22 protein-coding genes are annotated in these 23,570 nt (G+C 64.0%); 15 read left to right on the top strand and 7 right to left on the bottom strand.

Annotated features, from left to right (window positions below; translation table 11 throughout):
- Positions 1-250: hypothetical protein (locus VNE62_07155; GenBank protein HVE92062.1), on the bottom strand; the 250-nt coding region annotated here is incomplete at its 3' end.
- Between the two features lie 598 nt (positions 251-848).
- Between VNE62_07155 and VNE62_07150 the strand changes: the two genes are divergently transcribed.
- From VNE62_07150 to VNE62_07130, 5 genes are all read left to right on the top strand, one after another.
- On the top strand, positions 849-2,147 hold the full coding sequence (locus VNE62_07150; protein HVE92061.1) for an HD-GYP domain-containing protein: 1,299 nt from the start codon (positions 849-851) through the stop codon (positions 2,145-2,147).
- Complete coding sequence (locus VNE62_07145; protein ID HVE92060.1) at positions 2,125-3,228, top strand: HD domain-containing protein; 1,104 nt, start codon at positions 2,125-2,127, stop codon at positions 3,226-3,228. Before VNE62_07150 ends, VNE62_07145 begins: the two co-directional genes overlap by 23 nt.
- 154 nt (positions 3,229-3,382) lie before the next feature.
- Positions 3,383-6,778, top strand: coding sequence for an adenylate/guanylate cyclase domain-containing protein (locus VNE62_07140; GenBank protein HVE92059.1), 3,396 nt, complete (start codon positions 3,383-3,385; stop codon positions 6,776-6,778).
- A complete protein-coding gene (locus tag VNE62_07135; protein HVE92058.1) occupies positions 6,763-7,209 on the top strand; it encodes a response regulator in 447 nt (148 codons plus the stop codon). Before VNE62_07140 ends, VNE62_07135 begins: the two co-directional genes overlap by 16 nt.
- Before the next feature lie 129 nt (positions 7,210-7,338).
- Entirely contained in the window at positions 7,339-8,928 is a 1,590-nt protein-coding gene (locus VNE62_07130; protein ID HVE92057.1) for an acyl-CoA carboxylase subunit beta, read from the top strand.
- Positions 8,929-9,129: 201 nt separating this feature from the next.
- On the opposite strand, the gene VNE62_07125 is transcribed toward VNE62_07130, so the two are convergent.
- From VNE62_07125 to VNE62_07115, 3 genes are all read right to left on the bottom strand, one after another.
- Positions 9,130-10,623, bottom strand: coding sequence for a ThiF family adenylyltransferase (locus tag VNE62_07125; GenBank protein ID HVE92056.1), 1,494 nt, complete (start codon positions 10,621-10,623; stop codon positions 9,130-9,132).
- Positions 10,620-10,895 carry a hypothetical protein gene (locus VNE62_07120; protein ID HVE92055.1) on the bottom strand — a complete coding sequence of 92 codons (276 nt, stop codon included), beginning with the start codon at positions 10,893-10,895 and terminating at the stop codon, positions 10,620-10,622. Before VNE62_07120 ends, VNE62_07125 begins: the two co-directional genes overlap by 4 nt.
- A 65-nt stretch (positions 10,896-10,960) precedes the next feature.
- A complete protein-coding gene (locus VNE62_07115) occupies positions 10,961-11,215 on the bottom strand; it encodes a hypothetical protein (GenBank protein ID HVE92054.1) in 255 nt (84 codons plus the stop codon).
- A 106-nt stretch (positions 11,216-11,321) separates the two neighbouring features.
- Between VNE62_07115 and VNE62_07110 the strand changes: the two genes are divergently transcribed.
- The 4 genes from VNE62_07110 to VNE62_07095 are packed head-to-tail and all read left to right on the top strand — an operon-like array spanning position 11,322 to position 15,080.
- A complete protein-coding gene (locus VNE62_07110) occupies positions 11,322-12,032 on the top strand; it encodes a hypothetical protein (protein HVE92053.1) in 711 nt (236 codons plus the stop codon).
- Entirely contained in the window at positions 12,029-12,931 is a 903-nt protein-coding gene (locus VNE62_07105) for a hypothetical protein (GenBank protein ID HVE92052.1), read from the top strand. The genes VNE62_07110 and VNE62_07105 overlap by 4 nt, the downstream gene beginning before the upstream one ends.
- Positions 12,928-14,703, top strand: a complete 1,776-nt coding sequence (locus VNE62_07100; GenBank protein ID HVE92051.1) for an AAA family ATPase — start codon at positions 12,928-12,930, stop codon at positions 14,701-14,703. The genes VNE62_07105 and VNE62_07100 overlap by 4 nt, the downstream gene beginning before the upstream one ends.
- An 11-nt stretch (positions 14,704-14,714) precedes the next feature.
- On the top strand, positions 14,715-15,080 hold the full coding sequence (locus tag VNE62_07095) for a carboxyl transferase domain-containing protein (protein HVE92050.1): 366 nt from the start codon (positions 14,715-14,717) through the stop codon (positions 15,078-15,080).
- A gap of 926 nt (positions 15,081-16,006) precedes the next feature.
- Here the strand turns inward: VNE62_07095 and VNE62_07090 are convergent.
- The 3 genes from VNE62_07090 to VNE62_07080 all read right to left on the bottom strand — a co-directional run bounded on the left by VNE62_07090 (position 16,007) and on the right by VNE62_07080 (position 17,999).
- A complete protein-coding gene (locus VNE62_07090; protein ID HVE92049.1) occupies positions 16,007-16,753 on the bottom strand; it encodes a hypothetical protein in 747 nt (248 codons plus the stop codon).
- Between the two features lie 52 nt (positions 16,754-16,805).
- Positions 16,806-17,588 carry an IS3 family transposase gene (locus VNE62_07085; GenBank protein HVE92048.1) on the bottom strand — a complete coding sequence of 261 codons (783 nt, stop codon included), beginning with the start codon at positions 17,586-17,588 and terminating at the stop codon, positions 16,806-16,808.
- Between the two features lie 210 nt (positions 17,589-17,798).
- Positions 17,799-17,999 carry a helix-turn-helix domain-containing protein gene (locus tag VNE62_07080; GenBank protein ID HVE92047.1) on the bottom strand — a complete coding sequence of 67 codons (201 nt, stop codon included), beginning with the start codon at positions 17,997-17,999 and terminating at the stop codon, positions 17,799-17,801.
- Between the two features lie 338 nt (positions 18,000-18,337).
- On the opposite strand from VNE62_07080, the gene VNE62_07075 reads away from it, so the two are divergent.
- The 6 genes from VNE62_07075 to VNE62_07050 form a co-directional block, all read left to right on the top strand.
- Positions 18,338-19,366: a sigma-70 family RNA polymerase sigma factor gene (locus tag VNE62_07075; GenBank protein HVE92046.1), complete on the top strand. Its 1,029-nt coding sequence runs from the start codon at positions 18,338-18,340 to the stop codon at positions 19,364-19,366.
- Between the two features lie 1,633 nt (positions 19,367-20,999).
- Positions 21,000-21,446, top strand: coding sequence for a hypothetical protein (locus tag VNE62_07070; GenBank protein ID HVE92045.1), 447 nt, complete (start codon positions 21,000-21,002; stop codon positions 21,444-21,446).
- Positions 21,447-21,625: 179 nt separating this feature from the next.
- Positions 21,626-21,913: a hypothetical protein gene (locus tag VNE62_07065; protein ID HVE92044.1), complete on the top strand. Its 288-nt coding sequence runs from the start codon at positions 21,626-21,628 to the stop codon at positions 21,911-21,913.
- Between the two features lie 58 nt (positions 21,914-21,971).
- Positions 21,972-22,556 carry a carboxyl transferase domain-containing protein gene (locus tag VNE62_07060; GenBank protein HVE92043.1) on the top strand — a complete coding sequence of 195 codons (585 nt, stop codon included), beginning with the start codon at positions 21,972-21,974 and terminating at the stop codon, positions 22,554-22,556.
- Between the two features lie 15 nt (positions 22,557-22,571).
- Positions 22,572-23,093, top strand: coding sequence for a GNAT family N-acetyltransferase (locus VNE62_07055; GenBank protein HVE92042.1), 522 nt, complete (start codon positions 22,572-22,574; stop codon positions 23,091-23,093).
- Between the two features lie 284 nt (positions 23,094-23,377).
- On the top strand, positions 23,378-23,570 hold a 193-nt coding region (locus VNE62_07050), incomplete at its 3' end, for a hypothetical protein (GenBank protein HVE92041.1).

The following is a 23,570-nucleotide window of genomic DNA, read 5'->3' as shown; positions in this document are numbered from 1 at the left end:
ACTCGTCGAACTTCACGACGCTCACGACCCTGTAGTCCAGCTCGATGCCGTACTTGGCCATCGCGACGGTCTGGACGTCCCGGACGATCTGCTTGGCCGACTTGGCCCCGTTCGCGACGATGTGGACCTCGGTGACCCGGCCTCTGCCCGAGGTAACGACCCGAACCGCCTGCACACCCGGAAGGCCCAGGAGCTCCTTCTGAATGTCGTCGGGGTCGACGGCGCCGGAACCGGCCGGTCGGGCTTCCATCAGCAGGGGGAAGCATAGCCTCCGCTCTGGGGATGTCCCAGGAACATCAAGGGGGTGGGATGGTGCCTGTGCTGCTCGCGGCCTGCTGAGGAAACGGGCAAAGGCGTCAGTTGTTTACAGCACCGAACAGCCGCGCCTATAGTTTCGGGGTCGCGCAGTGGGGGGCCGGGCAGGATTGAGGTCGCCGGCGGCGAAGGGTCAGTCTATGCGTCTGGCTCATTCCCCCACGGGGGCCGGGCTGGACTGGAAAGGATTGTGGAGGTGAACCCGGGGCCCAACCGGAGCGCTTGCAGTTCCCTGAGCGGAGCGGATTCTCCCTGCGATACGAGCGGTGCAGGGAAATTCACAGCGAAGGGAGTTGGGACTCTTGAAAAAGCGAGTCCTTCTCAAGCGACTGATAGCTTCAAAGTCCGCGACGCTTGCATCGGCGCTTGCTGCATTGCCGGTTCTCGTAGGCTGGAAGTGGTGACGGCTTCAATTCTGGGCCCCGGGCTTGCCCTTGAAGGGCAGTCTGCTTCAAAGGCTGAAATTCGAGCGGAACGTGGCTTCTGATCGGCGCTACCTACGGGTAGCTGGTCTTACTGCCACCCTCTGGGCGATGGCGCTCGCACTGTTCTTTGTCTTCGTATATTCGGGTGGCTCGAAAATCGATCCTCTGCCCATGCTCTTCTTCTGGGGCCTCTTCATCGCGGCCGACTATCAGTCCATCGCAGTGCCCTTGTTGGTTCCCCAGGCGGCGGATCGCTCGAGAGAGCCGCCCAGCCTCTCCGCAGGATTCCTAGTCTTGCTTGTGGTCGCGTTCGTGTTGACGCCATCCGAAGCGCTATTGGTGGGTTTAGCATCCGCCCTGTCTCCGGTAGATAGACGGGGATTTAAGAAGACTCTCTTCAACGCTGCTCAGGCTTCTTTGTATACGGGAGCGAGTTCTGGCTGCTTTTGGCTGTTAGCGCCACCGAACCGTGCCGGGATTGTAGCGACTATTGCAGCGGCACTCGTCGCCACGGCAGTAGCCATGCTGCTAAATACTGTGTTCGTAGCGGCGGTCATTGCTGCAGATCGACGTCTGGACTTCCTGCGGGTGTGGGCGGAGCTGGTGTGGCCAGTCCCTTACACGATTCCGATTGCACTCGGTGGGCTCCTAGTCGCTACCCTTTACGAGTCAGGTGGCGTCATGTCGATGGTGTTCCTTTTGACGCCGTTGATGCTAATGCGCCAGGCGCGTCGTGGCAAGGTCGAGCTTGACCAGGCGCGCGAGAGCACTTTGAAGTCTTTCGTGCGAGCTGTGGAGCTGAAGGACCCTCACACATTTCGGCACTCTGAGCGAGTCGCCGCAATTACAGTGGCGCTGCACAAAAAGCTTGGGAGTCCAGACTCTGAGCGCCATCGCCGGTATTACGGCGGGCTTTTGCACGACCTAGGAAAGGTTGCTGTGTCCGGAACGATTTTGGGGAAGCCAGGTGTTCTAACTCCGGAAGAGTACGAACAGGTTAAGAGGCACGCGGCTGTCGGCGCTCAAGTTGCGTCAGAAGTTGACTATCTAAGGGACTTAGCACCTGAGATCCTTCACCATCACGAGCGCTATGACGGTGCGGGATATCCCAGCGGCCTCGAGGGGACCAACATTCCGTTTGCGGCGCGCGTGTTGGCAGTCGCAGACGCGTACGAAGCCCTGACAAGCGACCGCCCGTACCGTCCAGCGTTACCCCATAGTCAGGCGCTGCAGATAATGGGCGATAACGCCACTCGGCAGTTCGACCCAGATGCGGTCGCGGCCCTACGTTCATTAGCAGCCGATCAGGAGATACTCCCTAAGGTCGTTGTCAGAGCAGATGAGCGTGGGGGGTATCGCGCTCTGGAGGCTAGGTTCGAGGAGGGTGAGGTGGGTCTTGTCAAGTGACCCTATGTCCATTCTAGCCGTCGCTCTTGTTGTGACTGGGTATGCTTACAGCGCCAGTCTGCGGCTGAGTTCTCTGATCGACATGCGAGCTGCAGCGACCGGGGCATTTGGGTCTCTGCTCTTCGCGGTCGGTCCGAGTGGTTTCCAGCTGGCATCAATCCAGATACTATTCGGGCTCGCCTTGGGCGCTGAGCTGCTAGGGGCGATCTGGCGTCGGCAGGTGTCGGTACGTGCTGTGGCGAGTCACGTAGTGGTCTTGGGTGTGGCTGGTGGGACGTTCACGATTGCGACGGCACTGATGGGGGCCGTTTTCGGAGGGAAGCTTACCTCCGCCCAATTGCTGATCCCCCTGTTCGCTTCATCTCTCGTCTTCGCGGTCAGGCGAGGATCGTCGGCACCAAAGTCTCTTGTAGCTTTCGGACCCGTGTTATCGATGCATGCGTTCGCCTTCTCGCTAGCTGGGCTCGCGGTTATGACATTTCCGGCATTTGGCCCATTCGTTTTCGCCTTTGTGCTCACGCTGTTGTTTGTAACGGAGCGGGAGTTTCGGCGATTTGAGGAGACGGAAGTGACATATGAGCAGACCGTGCGGGCGTTGGGACGCCTCACGGAACGTGCTGGTTACGTGTCCGCTGGGCACCACGAACGGGTCGCGGAGTTGGCAGAGCAAGCGTCCGTCGCTCTTAGGCTTCCGTCGGCCATGGTTAAGAGGTTGAAATGGGTAGCACTCCTACACGATGTCGGAGCCGTGTCCTTTTCGGACCCAGAAACAGCCAAAGCTATTCCGCATCGAGAGATCGTGCAGCGGACGCGGGCGATTCTCAATGAAACGGAGTACTTGCGTCCGTACGAGTACATGATCGACGGTCTTGGCGGCACGGATGAAGGTGACCTGTCCATCGAGGCGCGGATTCTGCGGATTGCAAATGACGTTGATGAGCTCCGCTCCAGGCAGGCCGGGCCCATGGGGTCAGAGCACGTCGGAGTTGTAGATGGGGTGGAGCAGTCGGCCCTCGGCTGCGTTCTAGACGCACTGAAAGGTTCCGGACCGGGCGGCACCGTGGCCTCTCACCTGGGATGAGGCCGCTCAGCTCGGCCGGGAAGTGGGCGCTCTGGTATTCGCGTCCTAATGAGCCTGGTGCAGTCTCAGCACCAAAGCGCCCTCTGACCTGCGTCTTCGACAGGGGTGCTCCGCCCAGGTAGGCTCTGGCCCGGCAGATTTGGTAGGCGGGCAAATGTGTGACGCGTGCGGTTGGCACCCTTCAGCCGAAATCGACTCGTCGACCGACACCGCACACGAACGGTCGGCCGCTGCGCTGCATGATCAAGCTGGCGAGCTGCGACCAGTGACGGCCTTGTTTGCGGACGTAGTCGGGTCTACCGCGCTTGCTGAGCACTTGGATCCTCACGAGGTTCGTCTGCTCATCGGTGACTGCGTCAACAGGATGACTGCCATCATCGAGGCTTTTGGTGGATCGGTGGGGGCCTACGTCGGCGATGGCATCGCGGCCTTCTTTGGGCTGGACTCCCTCCACGAGGACGACCCAAGGCGTGCGTGTCTGGCGGCGTTGGAGATTCAGAAGGCTCTACATGCATATCGTCACGAGGTTGAGGAGGCCTGGGGCATCGAGAAATTTGCCGTAAGAATCGGGATCAATGCAGGTAGAGCCGCGGTCGGTGCGATCGGAGCTGCGGACCCTAGGAGCATCGCCCTTGGTGATGCGGTTAACGTGGCTGCTCGACTGCAAAGTCTTGCGGTGCCGGGTTCCATTCTTGTTGGCCCCACCATCGCCAGAGAGTGTGCTAGGTGGTTCCGAATGGAAACGGTCGGTGATCTCAGGCTCAAAGGCCTAGCCCGGTCCATTGAGGGGTGGCGCCTGCTGGGCGCAGTCACCAGCGCGCCCTCTTCGGCCGTCCCCACCTATGGGCGCGCGGCTGAGATCGCACGCTTGGATGAGATCGCTTCCGAGTTGTCCGAGGGCCGTGGACAGGCGCTCGTGATTTCCGGTGAAGCCGGCATCGGCAAGTCGCGTATGGTGCGCGAGCTTAGGCGCATGCTCCGAGACTCCGTGACGTGGCTCGAAGGGCACGCTAGGACCGCTGGGATGGCCCCTCCCTACGCTCCCGTCGCTCAAATGCTCGAGGCTTGGTTCGGGATCCGCGGGTCTACCAGCCCTGTGGAGGCCAGGCTAAGGGTCAGAAGCCTCTGTCGCCAGAGTTTCGGAAGCGACCAGTCACAGACGGCCGCTTATCTTTCGCGCTTGGTCGGTGTGGACCTTGATCCAGGGCCGACGCCCGCGGGACTGGGTGAGTCAGAGAAGTTGCCTGTAGCGGACGCAGTGGAAAGGGCCTGTTACGACTGGCTTCTCCGTCTCTCGGCGCTGCGCCCCGTAGTTCTGGTGTTCGAGGACGTGCACGAGTACAGCGATTCGTTGGCGCGGTTGATCTCCTCGTTACTGCCAATCGCGGAGCGCAGGCCTGTGCTCTTTCTTCTTACTTCTCGGACCGAGTCCGGCGTGCGCGAGCAACGAATTCGCACCTTGCCCCTGACGCACTTGGCTAATCGTACGGCTGAAATTCATCTGCGCGGGCTCGAACGCAATGCATGCGATGCGCTGGTCCGTGCGCTGGATCCGTCTGCTACTTGGCAGCAACAAGAGGTGGACGAACTCGTCGTGCGGTCAAATCAAAATCCTCTGTTCATCGAAGAACTGGTTGCCGCAGGGCGAGGAGATGGTGTGGCGGGAAGGTGGGAGCGCGTTGATGTCCCACTCAGTATTGAGTTGCTCTTAATGTCGCGCGTCATTGGGTTACCGGATCACGTGAGGGAAGTCCTCGAGGTGGCTGCGGTAATGGGTTCTGGGTTCTTGCTTGAGGAGCTGGCGGCCAGTCTGGACCAGACTCCAGACCAGGTCGCCGAATCGTTGTGGACTCTCGCCCGCCAGGATCTCATCCGCGAGAGTTGGGATGGAAGACGTCCAAGGTTCGTATTCAAGCATGTTCTGTTGGAGGGGGTCGTGCAGGCATCAGTGCCTGGTGCTCGACTGAAGGCGATTCACCGAAGGGTGGCTCGCGCTCTCCTGCGGTGCGGCGGCGAGCCTGCCCGCCTCGCACACCACTTCGCGCGGTCCGGTGAAGCCGCAAGGGCCGCGTCATCCAGCGAAGAGGCCGGGCGCCGCGCGATGTCCGTGGGTGCTTGGGAGGAAGCCCGTGAACTCCTCGTGCGGGCCCGTGAACTCGCGCTGCAGGTTGGGTGCCTCGAGGTGGCGGATCGTGCAGCACACGAGCAAGTGGTGTGCGAGTTCAGGCTCGGGAGGAAAGATCAGGCGGTCCGCCTTCTCAATGACGTGGAGGCGACAGTCGAAGTGGAGCATGGACGTAGCCGTTTGAGGTTGGCCGCGGCACGCGCTCTCAATGCCACAGGCGACTGGGAAGCGACGCTAGAGATCCTCAGCGGCGAGGAAAAGGAGGAGCTGCCTGCTGAACTCGCCGCCGCAGGGTTAGACTGCAGGGCTGAGGCTATGCTGAGACTCGGGCGGCATAAAGAGTTGCGCGCTGAGTTGGGGAAACTGAACGCGTACGTGGACTCGAGCCTGCCGCCTGAACTGGCCTTCAGGCGAGGTCGCGCTTGGGCAGCTCTTCTGTGCGAGGAGGGGGACCACACCGAGGCTCTCCGGTGGGTGGAGAGGTGTCGGGAGACTGCACGAGAAACCGGCATCGAGCTACACAAGGTAACCGCTGAGGCGGACTGTGGGCTGATGCAATTGCTTATGGGTCATACCCGCTTGGCGCGCGAGACACTTGAATATGCGTACGAGGAGGGGGTCAAGAATGGGTTCGGTGAACTCGTAGATAGAGTTGGCAACAATTTGATGTATTTGCGGTTAACTATGGGGGAGCTAAGGGGAACATTGGCTTTGGAGGGTGAGCTGCACACGCCGCTACAGCCTCCTTTCTGGCGCTTCTCGATTGCTTCAATCACCGCGACCGCCTTGCTGGAGTCCGGGCTGGTCGATGAGGCGCGCGCGAAGGTAAGCGAGTGTCGACGATTGCTCGGGACATCCGAACAAGCATCCACGAGTTCCATTGGGTTGGACGTACTGGATGGGGCGATACATGCGCTCGAAGGAGACAACGAGGGCGCGACAGTCATCTTGAGAGCGGCTCACAGCCAAGCCACCAAACTCGATGGGCGATACGACCTGCAGGTGCTCGCCTCTTACTGGCTAGCGGTGGTAGCCCTAGAGGAAGGGCGAATCGCGGAGGCTCTCAAGTTGGCGGAGGACTCAGTATCCGCAGCCAGGAAGTCGGAGAGGGGCCTGATGGTATCTGCACTCCAAATTTTGGGTCGCGCGCGCGAGGCTGTTCTACCGGGCTCGGGGATCGAAGATCTGCGCGCGGCCCTAGCAATGGCTCGCGAGGCTGCCATGGATCTCGAGGCGGCTCGGTGCCTGATCCACCTTGCCCAGACCGAAGTCCCCGAAGGCGATCTCCTTCTAGAGGAAGCGAGGACGTCCTTGGAGCGCTGCGGCGCCTGGGGGGATCTTGAGAGACTGGGGCACGCCTATCCTTCAAGGGGGGGCGCCGCGCATCTTCCGGATGAACAGGGACTGAGTTGGCCTCGATCTTGATAGCTGAGGATGACGCCAGCACTCGCCAGCTTCTGAGCCGTGCGCTCCAAGCCGATGAACACGAGACCTTTGAGGCTAAGGATGGCGCTGAGGCCCTCGAGGTGGCTCGTCAGCGCTCTCCGCAGCTGCTGATCCTTGACGTCAACATGCCGAAAATGAACGGCTTCGAGGTCGCACGCAGGCTCCAGGCGGACCCTGGCTCCCCGGACAGGCGGATCATCTTCCTCACGGGCGCGGTTGATGAGGAGGACCACCTGAAGGGGTGGACGGTGGGAGCCGACGCCTACCTGACGAAGCCCTTCGAGCCCGAGCAGCTGTCGGACCTGGTCAGAGAGGTCCTGAGCGCGACGCCGGAGCAGCTTCAGGAGCGGCGAGAGAAAGAGATCGAGCGCGCCAAGCTCCTTCGGCAGATGGGCCGGTTCCTCGACTAGGCCCCCGCGCCGCGCCGGTTCCTAAACTGCTGCCATGCACCTTCCGCCGGACAGAGCAGGCGCGTGACTGCGGACCAGACGCCTCACAATGAGATCACGGGCCCCGACAGCTCGTCCTCCCCTGCCTCCATGCCCACCTTGGACTCGGCCTCCGCGATGCGGGGGACGTGGGATCAGCTGCTCGAGGAACTGGCGGAGAAGAAGGCAGCCTTTTCCCTCGGCGGCGGACAGGACAGGATCGACCTCCAGCACTCGCGCTCCAAGCTGACCGCGCGTGAGCGGCTGGACCTGCTGTTCGACCCCGGCTCGTTCGTCGAGTACGGCATGCTCGCCGACCACAACCCGCTGATCCCGGCCATGGAGGGCAAGCTCACGCCGGCCGACGGAGTCATCACTGGCATCGGCGAGATCGACGGCCGGCGGGCCTGCGTCGCCGCCTACGATTTCACGGTCATGGCCGGGTCGATGGGCGCCATAGGCGAGATGAAGGTCGCGCGGATGCGGGAGCTGGCGGTCAGGCTGCGCATCCCCATGATCTGGCTGCTGGACTCGGCCGGCGCCCGCATCCAGGAGGCCGCCGGCTCGCAGTTCGCCCGGTCCGGGCAGTTGTTCCGTGAGGAAGTGGTGATGTCCGGGGTGGTGCCGCTGGTGTCTGCGATGCTCGGCCCCTGCGCCGCTGGGACGGCCTACATCCCGGGCCTGTCCGACTTCGTCCCGATGGTGAAGGGGACCTCGTCGATGGCTCTGGCCGGGTCGCACCTCGTGAAGGCCGCGGTGGGAGAGGACAAGACCGACGAGGAGATAGGCGGCTCGGAGGTCCACACCCGCTACTCCGGAGTGGCGGACCTGGAGGTGCCGGACGACAAGACGTGCATCGAGGTCGTCCGGGAGTACCTGTCGTTTTTCCCGTCCCACAACCGTGAGCAGCCCCCGACGCGCCAGACCGACGACCCGGCAGACCGGTCCTGCGGGAAGCTGCTGAAGATCGTCCCGGTGAACCAGAGGCAGGCCTACGACGTGCGCAAGGTCGTCGAGGAGATCGTGGACGACCACCGGGTGTTCGAGATGAAGCCGGCGTGGGCGCGCAACGTGGTCACCGCCTTCGGGCGCTTCGGCGGCATGCCGGCGGGGATCGTGGCCAACCAGCCGATGATGCTGGGCGGGGCGCTGGACGTCAACGGCGCGGACAAGGTCGCTCGTTTCGTGTGGTTGTGCGACGCGTTCAACATCCCGCTGGTGTTCCTGATGGACGTCCCCGGGTTTCTCGTCGGGTCGGCCATCGAGCGCCAGGGCATCATCCGCCACGGCGCCAAGATGCTGTTCGCCGTGTCCGAGGCGACCGTTCCGAAGGTGACGGTGGTCACCCGCAAGGGCTACGGGGCTGGGTACTTCGTGATGAACGGCTTCGCCTACGAACCGGAGTACATCGTGGCCTGGCCCACGGCCGAGATCTCGGTCATGGGCCCCGAGGGAGCCGTCAACATCATCTTCCGCAAGGAGGTGGAGGCCGCCGCCCCGGAAGACCAGGACCGCGTGCGATCGGAGCGCGTGAAGGCAGTGCGCGACTCGATCTCGCCGTACATCGCCGCGCGGTGGGCCGGCGTGGACGACGTCATCGATCCCCGGGACACGCGCAAGGCGATCCACCGGGGGCTGGTGCTGGGGAGGTCCAAGACCGTGGAGCGCCCGTGGCGAAAGCACGGGGTCTTGCCGGTTTAGGACGTGTGGCCCGGAGTCTCAGGGTCGCTGTTGCCGCTCAGGTCCCTGGAGCGAGTTCCTCCTCCGGAAGCCACTCCCAGGCCAGATGCACGGCCGCCTGGCCAGCGTCTGATTGACAACGACAGCGCTCTCGACAGGCCACGTTCGGAGGGAGCGCTCCTGGACGGGTGCAGGATCGGATCGGGTAGCCGGGCCGACCCCTCAAAACGCTGTCCTCCAATGTCGCTCGTCGAGTCGACCGCTGATCGATCGCCGTAGCCGCAGGATCAACGGGCTGGTCCTCGCGCGGTGCCTCCCCCGCTCCGCGACTGGATCCTTTCCGGTGAGGTCCGCGCGCTGGTCGCCGACGGGCTCGGAGGGCTCGTACATGCAGCTCGGGCTAGACGACGGGCCTAAGTGGTGGAGCTCGTGCGTGCTGAGCACGTATTGGAGTGGGCCAGGGTCCCCGAAACCTCCGGGCGCCACACTGAAGCTGACGTACTGGGCCAGGAGTGCCGCCGCGACGTTCACGGACAGCGGGGCGACGTTCTGGCGCAGGCCGGACGCGCGGCCCCCTCCAGCGATGTAGGCCGGGTCGTCGAGCAACCCCTGGGTGTCGAGAGCCACCAGACTCATGTCGAGCTGGCGTGTGCAGACCATGCACGGCCGGCCAGGCCGTACGACATGGGACCGCCAAGTCGCGTTGCGCATCGACCCCTCCTCGCGCGTATCGATCGCAATACCCCCGTCGATGACCGGGATGAGGTCCGTGTACGCCAGACTGTTCAGGACGGCGCGCGCCCACGGGCGGTCCACGCAGGAGAAGATCAGGTCATGGTCCAACGCCACGGCCAGGCCGTCCCGCTCGCAGACGCTCCGGTCTGAGATGCGCACCCTGGGATCGGCGGCCGTCGCGTTGCGCAGCGCTTCCCGTCTGGCGACGTGGGTCTTCGGAAGGCGCAGTCGGACATCGCGAGGGCCGGCGCCGATGAGACGGTCGAGGTTGTGCTCCTCGACGAGATCGAAGTCCATGATGGTCACGTCGGTTAGGCCGGATGCGGCGAGACGGACGGCCACGTCCAAACCGACGGACCCGACTCCGACCACGAGCACGCGCCGGCGGGTCAGGTCGGCTTGTGTGCCATGGCCCCACGCGGCGACCGTCCTCAACTGGCGACCGGTGTCGCGTGGCTCCGGCCGGAGGCCGTCGTGCCAGAAAACCCTCAGGCGGTCGTCGACGACGCGGACGTTGACGCAGTCGGTCCGTTCGACTTCCCGCCCGACTCCGCGATCCCAGTGCCTTGCGGACCAGGCCTGATCCCGGCCAGCCAGCGTGAGCCCGATCAGGGGCAGGCCTGTGATCTCCCTCGCAAGATTGGCGTAGGAGCGTTCCGCGTCGCGGTCAGGTCCGCTCATCGGTTGCCACCCTGAGCCCGCCGGGTGGCTGTGCAACAGCGCGACGCCGCCTCCCATCTGCCGCGCCTCATTGGCGGCTCGCAGGACGTAGTCACCGGTGACGGTGGCATTGCCGTGAACGTCTCGGTCGCCTGGTCGTGGCGGTATCGGCTGGACCAGCAGAGCGGTGCGTCGCGCCCGACCGGTCGATGCTCGGTAGGTGGCGAAGCACAGGTCCTCCTGGCCGTCGCCGCGCAGGAGGAGCTGGCGGAGGGCGCGGTGGGTGGCCCCGGTCATGGCGACCGACGTCTCGCGGCTCACGCCGTGGCCTCGCTCAGGACCCCTCGGACGTGACTGGCCCACGCCACGCCGGGGTCGTCGCGGCCCCAGTCAGCGATCTGCCGGCTGTGCATGGTCCACTCCGCTTTCGAGGAGGGCTGGCTGTTCGTCCGTTGCAGCTGGACCTTGTCGGGGAGGTGGATCCAGTGGGGTGGGACCTGGGGCCACCGGGCGAGTTCGGCGCAGGCCACCGCGGTCTCAACGGCCGTTCCAGCCCATGCTCCGTCCACCGGCTCGATCAGGTAGATGACCATCTCTGCCTCCACCCTTGGATGGAGGCAGAGCCGGTCCATTGTGGCCCGGAAGCCGTCGGCTCCGGTCACGCCACGTCGGCTGCGTGACGGATGGTGACGAACCTGGTCCCGGGTCGGATGGTGACGACGTCGTTGCCCGTGAAGCGTTTGGTCTTCTGGTTCTCGCCCCGTAGCTCGCCTAGGTCGTATCGGGCCGGGTCGAGGCCGGCCAGGCGCAGCAGGTCGGCTGCTGGCTGGCGCCGGTCCGACGTCGTGTACGGCTGACCGTCGATGGTGAAGGTCACCTCGCGGGGCACCTCCTGGATCTTGTCCGTGTCCATGGTTCCTCCTTGTGGCTCGTCGAGGTGTACGTTGCCGGTCGGGACCGGAATGAAAGCGAGATCTGCTGCTTTCTTTCCGGTCGCGGTCTGCAACGTAGGGAGTGACATGACCGGCCCGGACGCCTCCAGAGCCCCTGGAAGCCATCCTTTGCAGGACGATCCCGATCGCCTCGAGGCGATCGTGGACGTCATGTGGGCCCAGATTCATAAGGTGGTGGGACGAACGGCCCCTCGACGGCGCCGCACGGGCGGTTCCGGCCTCGACCGCGTCGTAGGCCAGCCGGCATCCGACGAGCTGTTTGCGGGGGACGTCAGCCCAGAGGACATTCTCTCCGAAGCCCTGATGGCTCTGTTGTCCACCGACGCAGACGTTCTATCCGAGTCGTGGGAGGCGTTCTCGGTCGGGATCGCAAGGAACAAGACGAAGCAGGCGATCCGGGACGGTCAAGCTGGGCTGCGGCCGACCGCACATCGGCCCGGCCTGAGCGTGATTTCGGGAGATGCGGCCCGAGCCGCGAATGGAGATGAGGTGGGCGCCGGTACGGTCTTCGATACCCTCCCGGATCCCCACGACCTGGAGCGTGAGTTCCTGGTCACGAACCAGCAGCTGGAGCTGTCGCGTCTCGCTCGTGAGCTGACCCATGCCCGGGACCGGACGATCTTCCTCGGCCTACATTTCGGCGACAGGACCCGCAAGTCCTTAGCTGAGGAGTTCGACCTTACCCCTCCGGGCGTGACGCACATCTACAAGCAGGTCTCAAGACGTTTGCACGACCATCCGCGTTTCCAACGGTTTACGGAAGGAGGCGAATCATGACGGAGCGACGCGATCCTGTCGAGGAGGTTCTGGATTCCTTCTTCGACCACCTCGAGGGCGGGGGTGCCGAACCGTCCCTCGACCACCTCACGCCGGACGAGCGGGCCGAGGCAGAGCAGCTCATCGGCTCGATCAAGGCTGCCCGTGGGGTCGATCCGAGCGCGTCCAGGCCATCGATCGCGGCTCTGATCGCGCGGGGCGATGAGCGTACGCGACAGTCTTCGGCTCGGTCGGTGGGCGAATACCTGGAAGCAGGCCTGCGTGGCGCGGGGCACCCGGCGGCTGCCGTCGAAGGCGACACAACGGCTATGGCGGCGGGCTTCGCGTCTCGATACGTCGTCCACGTTCGGGGCCTGCGGGTCCGCGTGATCGTCGAGGCGGGCGCGACCGACGTCGATGCAGTCTACGCTGAGCGGCTATCGGCCATCGCGGCGGTTTTCGGGGCCTTCCCGGACACAAACGCGGCTCTACTGATGGCTCTGGGTGATGCAGTTTGGTCGGCCGCGATCATTGACCGAGATGACGTTGTCCCGGCAGTCGAGACGCCATCGGGCCAACTTCGCGCACCGCGGATCCGGCGACCAATCTGCGAACCGGTAGACGCGTGCCTCGCCTATGTGTCCGAGGTGATGCCGACGTTCGAGGCGTTCGATCACGTCGCGTCGCGTGTGGGGAGCGACGCGCTGCTTGTGGACGTCGCCGGCCTGGCTGCGCAGGCGCTGGATGAAGTTGTTGCAGCTGGTCATCGCGCGACGGGGGGCGTCAAGCAGTCGACATGGATAGGGATCGGTCCGGCAGAGGCCGACCAGGTCGCCGACGAGCTGCGGCGCGCCATCGACGGTGACTTCGATGAGGCCCGCCTCCGTGCGCGGATCGAAGAGCTGAGTGGCGCCGCATGATCCTTCGCGTCTCGCTGCGGCACTGGCGGTCCTACGAATCGCTGGAACTCTCCTTGAAGAAGGGAACGATCTTCGTGGTCGCCCCCAACGGTGTCGGCAAGACTTCGCTCATCCTGGGCCTGGCGTGGGGAGTATTCGGCGACCATGCCGGCATCGAGCCACGACGATGCATTCGGGCTGGCGCCGATCGGGCTGAGGTCAGTGTGGCGGTCCGTCTGAACGACGGTCGCGAACTCACCGTCACCCGGGTGATCGGTCGTCGCGGTCGGCCGCAGGTAACCGGCTCGATCGCCGATCAAGGCCTCACTGGAGATGAGGTGGAGCGACTCCTGGAAGAGTCGTTCCAGGTCGACATGTCGGTTGCGGCCCGGCTATCGCTCATGCTTGGCGGCCAACATCTGTCGTCGGAGACGGCTCTTAATCTCAAGTCGCATCTCCACAAGGCGTTCGGTGTCGAGGAGGTTCTCCGGGCCGCGGAGGTGACGCAGCGGATGGTCAAGGAAGCGGAGAAGCAACGAGCCGCCTTGCGCGAGCACGAGAAGCGACAGAGCGTTGACAGGCAGCTCCTCGAGGTGCAACTCACCGGAGCGATGGGCGAGCTCTCGGGCCTGGTGGAAGAGCGATCGACCTTGGAGGCCGACGTACGAGCTGCCCTAGAGGATCGCGCACTGGCGCGCGAAGGCCGTGCGAAGGCCGAGGCACGCACGAAGCACGAAGCTGAACTGCGCCTGGTGATCGATAACGCTGGAGAGGTTCTCGGCCTCACCGCGGTTGATCAAGCTGACCTGGAAGAGCTCGTGGAGACTCGCTGTCAGGAGGTCGCTGAACGGACGGCGGCGCTTGGACAAGCCATGACGTCCGCAAGGGTGGCCTTGGCCGCGGCGAAGGAGGCCTTGAGGCTTCTCGCCGGCGAGACAGGCATGTGCCCAACCTGCTTGAAGCCGATCCATGGGGACGAGCTGTCCTCTGCCCGTGAAGAGCACGAGCGTCGACACGATTCGGCGACCGAGGAGCTTGAAGGCCTCGAGGAGGAAGAAGCGGCGCTTCAAGAGCATGCCCACGCGCTCTCAGATCTGAAGAGGCAGATCGACCTTTTGCGGCGTTCGCCCCCACCCGAACCGACTCCGCTCGATGCACGCGACCCAGCGGCGGCCGAGCAGGCTTACGACGCAGCGGGCCAATCGCTCCAAGCCCACGACCAACGTATAGGAGCCATCGAAGAGCGCGTCCAGCGGATCCGAGCCGAGGTCGCCGCAGATGCGCAGGTCGATGCTTCCGAGCGGGCGCTCCGGGTCGCCTATCGCCGGGAGGCCATATCTGCCCTTGCCGCCGCTGCGTTCGGGAAGGCGGCCAAGGAGATCCTGGAGGAGTTAATCGAACCGATCGCCACCGAGGTGAAGTTCCGCTGGAAGGCGCTGTTTCCCGTAGGCGGCCTTACGTTGCGTTCGGACGGAACCATCGTCCGCGCGGAGGCCGGCGAGGAGCTGACCTGGGACTGCTTCAGCGACGGCGAACGGATCTGGGCCAGGATCGTCACGCATCTGCTCGTGGTGACCTCATCCACCAGGATACCCTTCGTGTGGTTCGATGAGCCTCTGGAGCATCTCGACCCGCAACTGAGGCATGCCGTGGCAGCGACGCTCGCCGCTGGGACTGAAGGTCATCGACCTGTCCAGCTCCTTGTGACGACGTACGAGAGCCAGCTGGCCCGTCAGCTCGCGGAAGACATGGCCGGCGTTCAGCTCGTCAACGTCAGAGCGGAGGCCGTTTAGCTGGGCCGGGGATCGCCCAAGCGACCAAGCCGAAGGTGACCGTGGTCACGCGCAAGGGCTACGGCGCGGGGTACTTCGTCATGAACGGCTTCGCCTACGAGCCGGAGTACATTGTGGCCTGGCCGACGGCCGAGATCTCGGTCATGGGCCCGGAGGGGGCCGTGAACATCATTTTCCGCAAGGAGGTGGAGGCCGCCGCGCCGGAGGACCAGGACCGGGTGCGCTCGGAGCGGGTGAAGATGGTCCGCGACTCCATCTCGCCCTACATCGCAGCGCGCTGGGCCGGCGTGGACGACGTCATCGACCCCCGCGACACCCGCAAGGCGATCCACCGGGGGCTGGCGCTGGGGAGGTCGAAGACCGTAGAGCGCCCGTGACGCAAGCACGGGGTATTGCCCAATCTAGAGAGACTGCCCAGGTGAAGAAGGTCTCGATCCTCCCGAGGCCTGCGCGGCGAGCCAAGGGGGGCCCTGCCCCGGACAGGCTCGCAGTGGTTCTGACCTTGGTCAGGAGCTCCAGGCCGCCGGATCTCGAACTCCGGAACCAGGACCTGGTCGGCGAACACGGGGAGTGAAGTTCTTCCTCTCCCGGACCTGCGCCACGTGGAGCGCAGGCTGGGAGGTCGGGGGGCCTGGCGACCGCAACTTTTTTGGCCTCCGTTGCGTATGGCCTGCTGCAGCCAACCCAAACGCGATTCCAAGCGTGGAACACTGCTGGGTTCAGGCGTGGGTGAGCCCACCCGCCCCAAGCGCCGGCCGCGGGATAGATTGCAGCAATTAGGCGCTCTCGACTGACCCGTGCGGGTCTGAGAACCGAAGTCTCCAGAAGTCGGCGCAACTTTCATGGGGGCTCTTGCGTGTACCTCATCGGCCCCAGGCCACCAGGCTGGGGATGGGACGATGGGGGAGGGGCACATGGGACGTCTGCTGCACCCGAAACGCGCTTTTGTTGTCGGTCTGGTAGCACTCGCGGCGGTGCTTGGGAGCGGGAGTGCGGCGACGGCCTCGACTCCGGATCCGAGTGAGTGTCAGCGAAGCATAGAAGAAGGCCTCCCGAGCCGGTCGGCCGAAACTTCGGAGTGCCGCGAGTTTGCAGCAGCCGCGGCAAGCTGGGGGCTTGGTGACCCGCAGGCTTCGTACGCATGCCCCGGCCACTCGGGGATTGGATTTGGTGTGATCTGTGACGGCCCCACTCCCGGGTCTCCCATTAAGAAGTGTGCCGTCGTAATCGGAACCTCAGGGTACGGCTGCCGCAACTGGTCGTAGCTAAAGGCGCCGGTAAGGGGGCTGGACACCCATCCCCCTTACCGGCGCCTGAGAGTTAGCGCAAGCCTCCATGCATCCTGCGGCAAGTGCAGTATCAATGCCAGCGCGTAGGCGGCCTCTGCACCCTCCATGTACTCTCGTGTCCTAAGCTTGACCGACTTTTCGATCGTCCGTCGACGCTGCGCCTCGGACTTCGCTAGCTGTCGCTGAGCGAACACCTTCTTCGGGGCTGCCGTAAAGGACCGCGCCTGTAGCCGTTGCAGGTCTTGCGATCGTTGGGCGATCTGCGTTTGGAGCGCGGCGATCAGTTGTCTCTGTTTGGCATCAACCTGGGCGGGCGTGCTGGCTCGGGTAGCCCGCCACTCCAACCAGCGGTGAATCACCAGTTCGAAGTTCCTTTCCATGAGATCCTGAAGCAGATGATCGGCGGCCACGCCCGTAGGGACGGGGGCTCCTCCAACGAAGGCCGACCACGCGCGGGCTATGAGTACACAGGCAGGCGTGTCTCCGCCGAGTGCTTCTGCCACTGTCTCCGCGTCCTCATCATGGTCTTTAAGCTCGAAAATCGGGCCCAGAACGAGCTGATGGTGGCCAACGCCGCAATGAATCTTCAGTTGGACCGGATCGCATGGTCCCTGAGGCACCGATTCGTGGAGTTGGGAGAAGCGCTGATACGCGGTGCTCTTCTTGAGCCGGCGGTTCGTGGAGCGATCGGCGGCCAGTTCGGCTGCAATAGATCGCCAGGACGGGGCTCCCTCATTTGGCGAAGGAACTTGGCTCGACATGGATTCCTCCTGAGGGTCTGCTGCAGGTTGAGTTGACGGCGGTTATGACAGATCACGCTACCTCGACAGCATCGGTGGGAGCGAAGGCGAGTTCAAACTCGACGGGCGTCAGCTTCCCCAGGGCCCGCTGACGGCGGCGGCGGTTGTAGGTGTGTTCGATCCACGTGATGACTGCGTAGTGCAGTTCGCCGCGGGTCCGCCAGCGCCGTCGGTCCAGCACGTTGGTCTGCAGCAAGGCCCAGAACGACTCCATCGCCGCATTGTCACCGGCGGAGGCCACGCGCCCCATCGAGCCGGCCAGCTGGGCGTCGTCCAACACGGCCCGGAAGGATCTGGATCGAAACTGCGACCCCCTGTCCGAGTGAACGATCAGCGTGCACTCGGGCTGCCGGCGCGCGATGGCGGCACGCAGAGCCGAGGTGGCCAGTGCCGCGGTCATCCGGCCGCCCAGGGCATAGCCGACGATCCTGTTTGAAAACACGTCTTTGATGGCGCAGCAATACAGCTTGCCCTCCACCGTCGGGTGCTCGGTGATATCGGTCAGCCAGACGGCATTGGGGCGGTCGGCGGTGAAGCAGCGTTGAACCAGGTCGTCATGGACGGCGGGGCCGGGCGTCTTGGCGCCCCGCCGGCCCTTGCGGGACGTGATCGACCAGACCCGCTGCTCAGAACAAAGCCGCCAGACCCGCCGCTCACCGATGACGTGGCCGGCCCGATGCAGCTCGTCGGCCAGGAAGCGGTAACCGAACTCGGGGTCGTCGGAGTGGATGTCACGATCGCGTTCGTCACGTGCGCGTCGGCCCAGTCGCGGTCGCCGACCGGAAGCGCGCGCCATTTGTAGAAGGCCTGCGGCGAAAAGCCCAGCACCCCGCAAGTCAACCGCACGGGGATCCCATCGGCGGCCAGCTCTCGGACCAGCGGGAACATCATTTTGGGAGCGCGTCCTTAGCGAAGTACGCGGCCGCTCGGCGCAGGATCTCGTTTTCCATCTCCAGACGTCGCTTGTCGCGGCGCAGTTGCACCAGCTCTGACTGCTCGGCCGTGGTCAGCCGTCACGGATCCCGTCGTCGATGTCAGCTTGGCGCATCCACCGCCTCACCGACTCGGGCGATACGTCAAACTCGGCAGCGACCTCAGCCAGGCTCACCTCACGTCGGCGAGCTACCCTGACGACATCGCGCTTGAACTCCGGGGGAACCTCTTCGGCATGGCATCCATCCTTTCTGTGGGAGCGTGTCCCACTCATAGGATGTCAACCAGACCTGCAGCAGACCCATGTTCGTGGGAGAAGTGGCCAGAGTCCCGGGGCAGCCACGCACCACTCGCCGCGTCCTACTGCGCCACCAACGTGGTTGACGCCGATAGCGCCGGGCTCAGGTGGCACCTCACGCTTGACTACTGGGGCTAAGTTGGGTTCCTGGGTGTGGATCCAGGATGGGTGGGGGGTGAGGGGTGACAGCATCACCGGCTATCGGTAGTGAGGCTCCTTCGGGGGGCGAAGGCACTCAACACGCTGTTGGTGTCTCTCCGCACTTGCAACTCTTGGACCCTCCTCACGTTCCAGTCGACCTCAGCTTCCATGAGATGTACCGGGAGTATCTGCCGCGGGTGGAAGGACTGGCGCACAAGTACCTGAGGAACCCGCACGCGGCTGAGGACGCTGCCCAAGAGGTCTTGCTGAAAGCCTTTCAGGCGTGGCCGACGTTCGACTGTTCCAAGCCGATCTGGCCGTGGCTGGCCGTGATCACCACTCGATGCTGCGTGGATTACGTCCGGAAGTCCGCCCGACGTCCAGTTCTTCTATCCGAAGAGCCGGATACGCAGGCCGTCTGGGCCGCGCAACCGGCTGCAAGTACGGTCGAAGACGATTACCTAGGGGGCCAGCGCAGGGGAGCCATCGTCGAGGTGCTGTCGGGACTGCCCGAGGGCCAGCGCCGTGTGCTGACGCTCAGGCACATGTACGGGCTGTCATACGAGCAGATAGCGACGAGGGAGCGGCTGTCTCTGCCCGCGGTGAAGTCCATGATTCTGCGGGCGCGTCGCACGTTCTGCCATTGCTATCGAACAATTGCAGCCGAGCGGGGGCTAACCGTCGTCCCGGTGTTCTTACTGCGGGTTCGGGAAGCCATCTCGCGCCGCCTGATGCGTCTGCGGGCCTGGGCGGGGGCCCAGGACGTCGCCCAAGCAACACCGTCGCTGGCCGTAGCAATTCTGATCCTGGCTGTGGCTGCGACCACCGCCGCCAGTCGTCCAGCGGCCCCCGGCGGGGGCAGCGCGTCTCCAGGTGGCCGCATTTCCCAGGCTAGCCACGGCGCCACCGGGGCGACCGATCCAAAGCCAGCACCTGTGGGGGCAGCTCCCGAGTCAGTAAGAGGTCTCGGTGGCACCATGACTCCAGATCAGGCCGCCCGTGACGAGCGACTCGAGAGAAGCCCGGTAGAGGCGTCCGCCAAGGTGTCTAGGGACCGGTCCTCGCTCCGGGTTAGGCGGCAAGTGACAGTGGACTCGGGAAGACCCGAAGTTCAACCTGAGGTCATGGCCGAGACGGAGATCCCCTGCCAGTCCTCGGCTCTCCACCGCATGACCTGCCGGCTCTACGACGCAGGACCCTGAGTAACCGACTCACTCAGGCAAATCCGCGCCAACGCTCCATTCGTAGCCGACGTAAGTCGACGCATTCAGTCGGATGTATCCCCCTTCGCCGACCTGCTTCTCGCCGGTGGGTACGCAGTTAGAAGTGAGGTACGTCCTGTCCGTCGGCGTTCCGTACCACACAGCCAGGCATGTTGATGCCTCGGCCAGCGAAACCCGCGTCAGGAGCAAGCCTGTCGCAACCAAAGTGCAAACCAAGAACCTGATGGGCGTGCGCAACCTCATCGTGATCCTCCTGTCGGGGCCACGGCGGGCCCGTCGAGGAGGGGTACGAATCATCGGGAAGGAAGTTGCTCGGAATCCATCGCTCCGCTCACACTTCCCTTTGGTTAGAGGCAGACGTAAGTGCTACGCACCACCGAGCCCTCTCTGCTCTTGAGGTCTGGAATTCGCTTCCCCTTCGGGAATAGAGGACAGGCGGTTCCCTTTCTCGGCCCCGACGGTGGCCTTGGCCACGAGCATCGACCGCTCGGCAGAAGACCGCGCAACTTCCACGGGACGACTGCGTACACCTCCTTGAAGCTGCCGCAGCGTGCCCGCAGGAAAGGAAGTGCGCCGTATGGACCGAGTGCATCCGACCCCTGGAGAGCCGGATGGTAAGCACCTGCAATCGGCCAGTCGTGCTATCCGGGCGTGGTCGGAGAGTTGAGAGCGTCGCTGAACGAGAGTCGAGAGGGCCATGTGACGGCAAGGCCAGCTCCCGAGGGACCGGCACGCCGGCGCGTCGATGCCTGGCGCCGATGGGCGGAACGAGGCGCTGTTCGACATGGCGCCCGGTCCAGGGTTTCCGCTGACGAGGAGAGCCGCTGAGGTTCTACAACAAGGAGGAGCTCATGCGTAAGTTGTGGTTCCCGGCCGTGGTCGTCGTTCTCTTGACCGGGCTCGTCCCGGCAGCCAGTGCGGACGAGGTCATCCCTGTTCCAGTGAGTTGTGCAGGCGGTGCAAATCAGGACCCGCCCTACCCGTGGACGATGCAGACAGCGGCCGGCGATGTCCATCTAGTGGGGGCTGGCGGTGAGGGCTGGGCCACTTGTAGGGGCCTCAGCTTCTGGCTAAAGGTACACGCTCAGATAATTCGCGAGCCCGCAATCGCTGGCACCCCTGGTTACGATGAGTGCTCGTCGTGTGACTGGGCCACAGCGTACAGCGGCTACGATGGGTACCACGATGAGATGGAGGTGTGCTTTCACACCCACGCGACAATGAAGGCGTATGCCAATCAAGTAACCCACTCTGTGTCCGATAGAAAATGCGCTTAAGTTCAGTCACTGTTCGGTTGTCAGCGGCCGCGGCAATCGTGGTCATAGGTGGAGCGTGCGGCCCTGAAAGCGGTCAAGGAAGAGGTGTCGAGAGACGCCGAGGCGTCCCCGTGGCGACCCCCTCTGTGGGACCGAGTCCTCGGGCATCGGCCGGCACGGACGCCGCACGGGGGGAGCAACGGGAGTCCCCCCGGGCGCGGCATGGAAGTCGCCCATCTGCCGCAACGCCTGCTGCGAATAGACCGGCAGGGACACCTGGTGCGGGACCCACTATCGGGGCCACCAGCCGCCCGCTGACTAGGGCTTCCGTCCTCAATTGGTGGCCCCGCCGCCCGTTGTGGTTCGAGGACGCGCCTCCGGCCGGATATGTCGAGCACATCCTTGCATTCGGGGCTAGTCGGCCTGGTGGGACTCCGGATCCCAGGAAGGAGAAGGCGACGCTACTGGTTATCTACGTCCCTGCGGGCGTAAACCCAGACGACTACACGCTGCATCAGCTCATTGGGCTGGGGGCGTTCGGATATCACTGGGTGAGCCACCCACAGCCGCTACCTCCGGAGAACCCGGCGCACCGCGGGCAGGGCCACGAAGCGGAGGTTCGGGGGCGCAAGGCCTTCATCGGAGACGCAACGGGCCCCGGAGATGTGCCTTTGCGGAGGGTCACAATCAGATCGGAGCACGGTCTGGACGGCACCTCGTACTGGACCTACGTCGCCAACCGTGATCATCAGAACGAACCTCAGACGCTATCGACGATCGAGGGATTCGAGGAGATCAATTAGGCCCACGCGTGTGATGCGACCGCTTTGCTGGATCGCTCTCCAATCTCGGCGGTGAGGAAACGCTCCAGTGGCCGTGCCTACGGCTCCGCCTCCTCCCTGGCAAGCAGAGGGAAATGGATTCCGAAAGAATGAGGGGTAGACCAATGGAAAGAGTGAGTTGGCGTACCGTCGTCGTGGGAGTGGCTTACCTGGCGCTTGTCGTGTTCATCATCATCTTCTGCGCTACCGAATCCACGAACTTCGATGACTACTCGAGATATTGGGGCCTATTCGCGACCATTGTCGGCGTGGCCACTGGCGCGATGCCGAGCTTCTTTTTTCAGAGCCAAGCGCATCGAGCAACCGAGCGAGCTGCTCAAGCTGAACAGAACGCTCGCAAGGCCGGTCAGCGTGCAGAACTTTACGCGGGAATTGCGCCTCAAGAGAAGGTGTCGGAGGTTCAGGCGGCGCATAGAGACTTGTTCTGAGCACGCTGCGAACCGATCTAATCCGGTAAGACGCCATTGCGGTGGTGCAGGACCGATCGTGGCCAACCAGCCGATGATGCTGGGCGGGGCGCTGGACGTAAACGGCGCCGACAAGGTCGCTCGCTTCGTGTGGCTGTGCGACGCGTTCAACATCCCGCTTGTGTTCCTTATGGACATCCCAGGGTTCCTCGTCGGGTCGGCCATCGAGCGCCAGGGCATCATCCGTCACGGCGCGAAGATGCTGTTCGCCGTGTCGGAGGCGACCGTTCCGAAGGTGACGGTGGTCACGCGCAAGGGCTACGGGGCCGGGTACTTCGTGATGAACGGCTTCGCCTACGAGCCGGAGTACATCGTCGCCTGGCCCACCGCAGAGATCTCGGTGATGGGGCCCGAGGGGGCGGTGAACATCATCTTCCGCAAGGAGGTGGAGGCCGCCGCCCCCGAAGACCAGGACAGGGTGCGGTCGGAACGGGTGAAGGCGGTCCGCGATTCCATCTCGCCATACATCGCCGCGCGTTGGGCCGGTGTGGACGACGTCATCGACCCCCGCGACACACGCAAGGCGATCCACCGGGGCCTCATGTTGGGCCGATCCAAGACCGTTGAGCGCCCCTGGCGAAAGCACGGGGTCCTGCCCGTCTGATCGGACCTTGGAGTGATGGACGTCGGCACCGGGTTCTACCATCCTCCCATGCTCAGCCGCTTGTTCACTCGACCAAGAAGCATTCAATTTCGCCGCATCGACTGCCCGAGCTTCCCCCGTCGGCTCGTCAAGATGCAGCGGGACTGTGGATTCAGATGGCCATTGCCAAGCCACATGCTTAACGACGGCTCTTGGCTTGTGGAAGCTCGGCTCGGCCGCCGGGTCGTCGGGTACAGCTGGGTCATATACAGGGATCAGCTCGACAGAGAGGGGGAGCGGGTGGTCTACCTGGAGGAAGTGGCCGTCGTCGAGGCGCGCCGCAACTCGGGCATCGGAACCAACCTCGTGCGTGAGTCATGCAGATGGACGCGGGAACTCGGGTTCACTGAGGTTTATGCACATCCCCAGCCGGGGGAGGGCGAATCCGGTCGTCAGCGATGGCTCGCGCGGCTTGGGTTCGCGCCTGGCGACTTCGAGATGCACGTTCTGAAGCTCAACCCACCTTCGGGGGAAGACTCGAATAGGGAGCCTGCCTGAGCTGCGCTCACTCGACCGACTTGCGCCGACTTTTTCTGCGAGTAAGCGGACAAAGTCGCTCGAACAGGCGGGCGGGTGGCGCGGTCTCGCCATGAGGTCGGAATTGACGCAGGGGTGGGTTGGGCGTGGCGAGAACTTGTGAGTCTTGCGCAATTTGCTAAATCGCGAGATTTTCCGACCGCTGGCTACGGTCGTCAAGGCCAGCGCCGCGTACTTCAAGGAGAACCTGTCCTAGATTGCCCCGACAATCGGGGCCAGCAGTCGGGAGGCAAAGGGGGAAAGCGATGGCAGCAGAGCGGGGACCAGAAGTGTCGGCGGACGAGGTTCGGCGGGCGATCCTCTCTCAGATGCAGCTAATGCTCACGCATGGCGGAAACGCCGTGGAGGCTGCGACGGCAGTGGTTTTGCTTGCTGAGGCACATGCGTGGCTGCTGGCTCCTGCGCAGCCGCACGGGTCGCAGGTCACGGTGGCCCGCT

The sequence above is a fragment of the Actinomycetota bacterium genome (assembly GCA_035536535.1).
Classification (GTDB): Bacteria; Actinomycetota; JAICYB01; order JAICYB01; family JAICYB01; genus DATLNZ01.
This window is presented reverse-complemented; position numbering and strand designations above follow the sequence as displayed.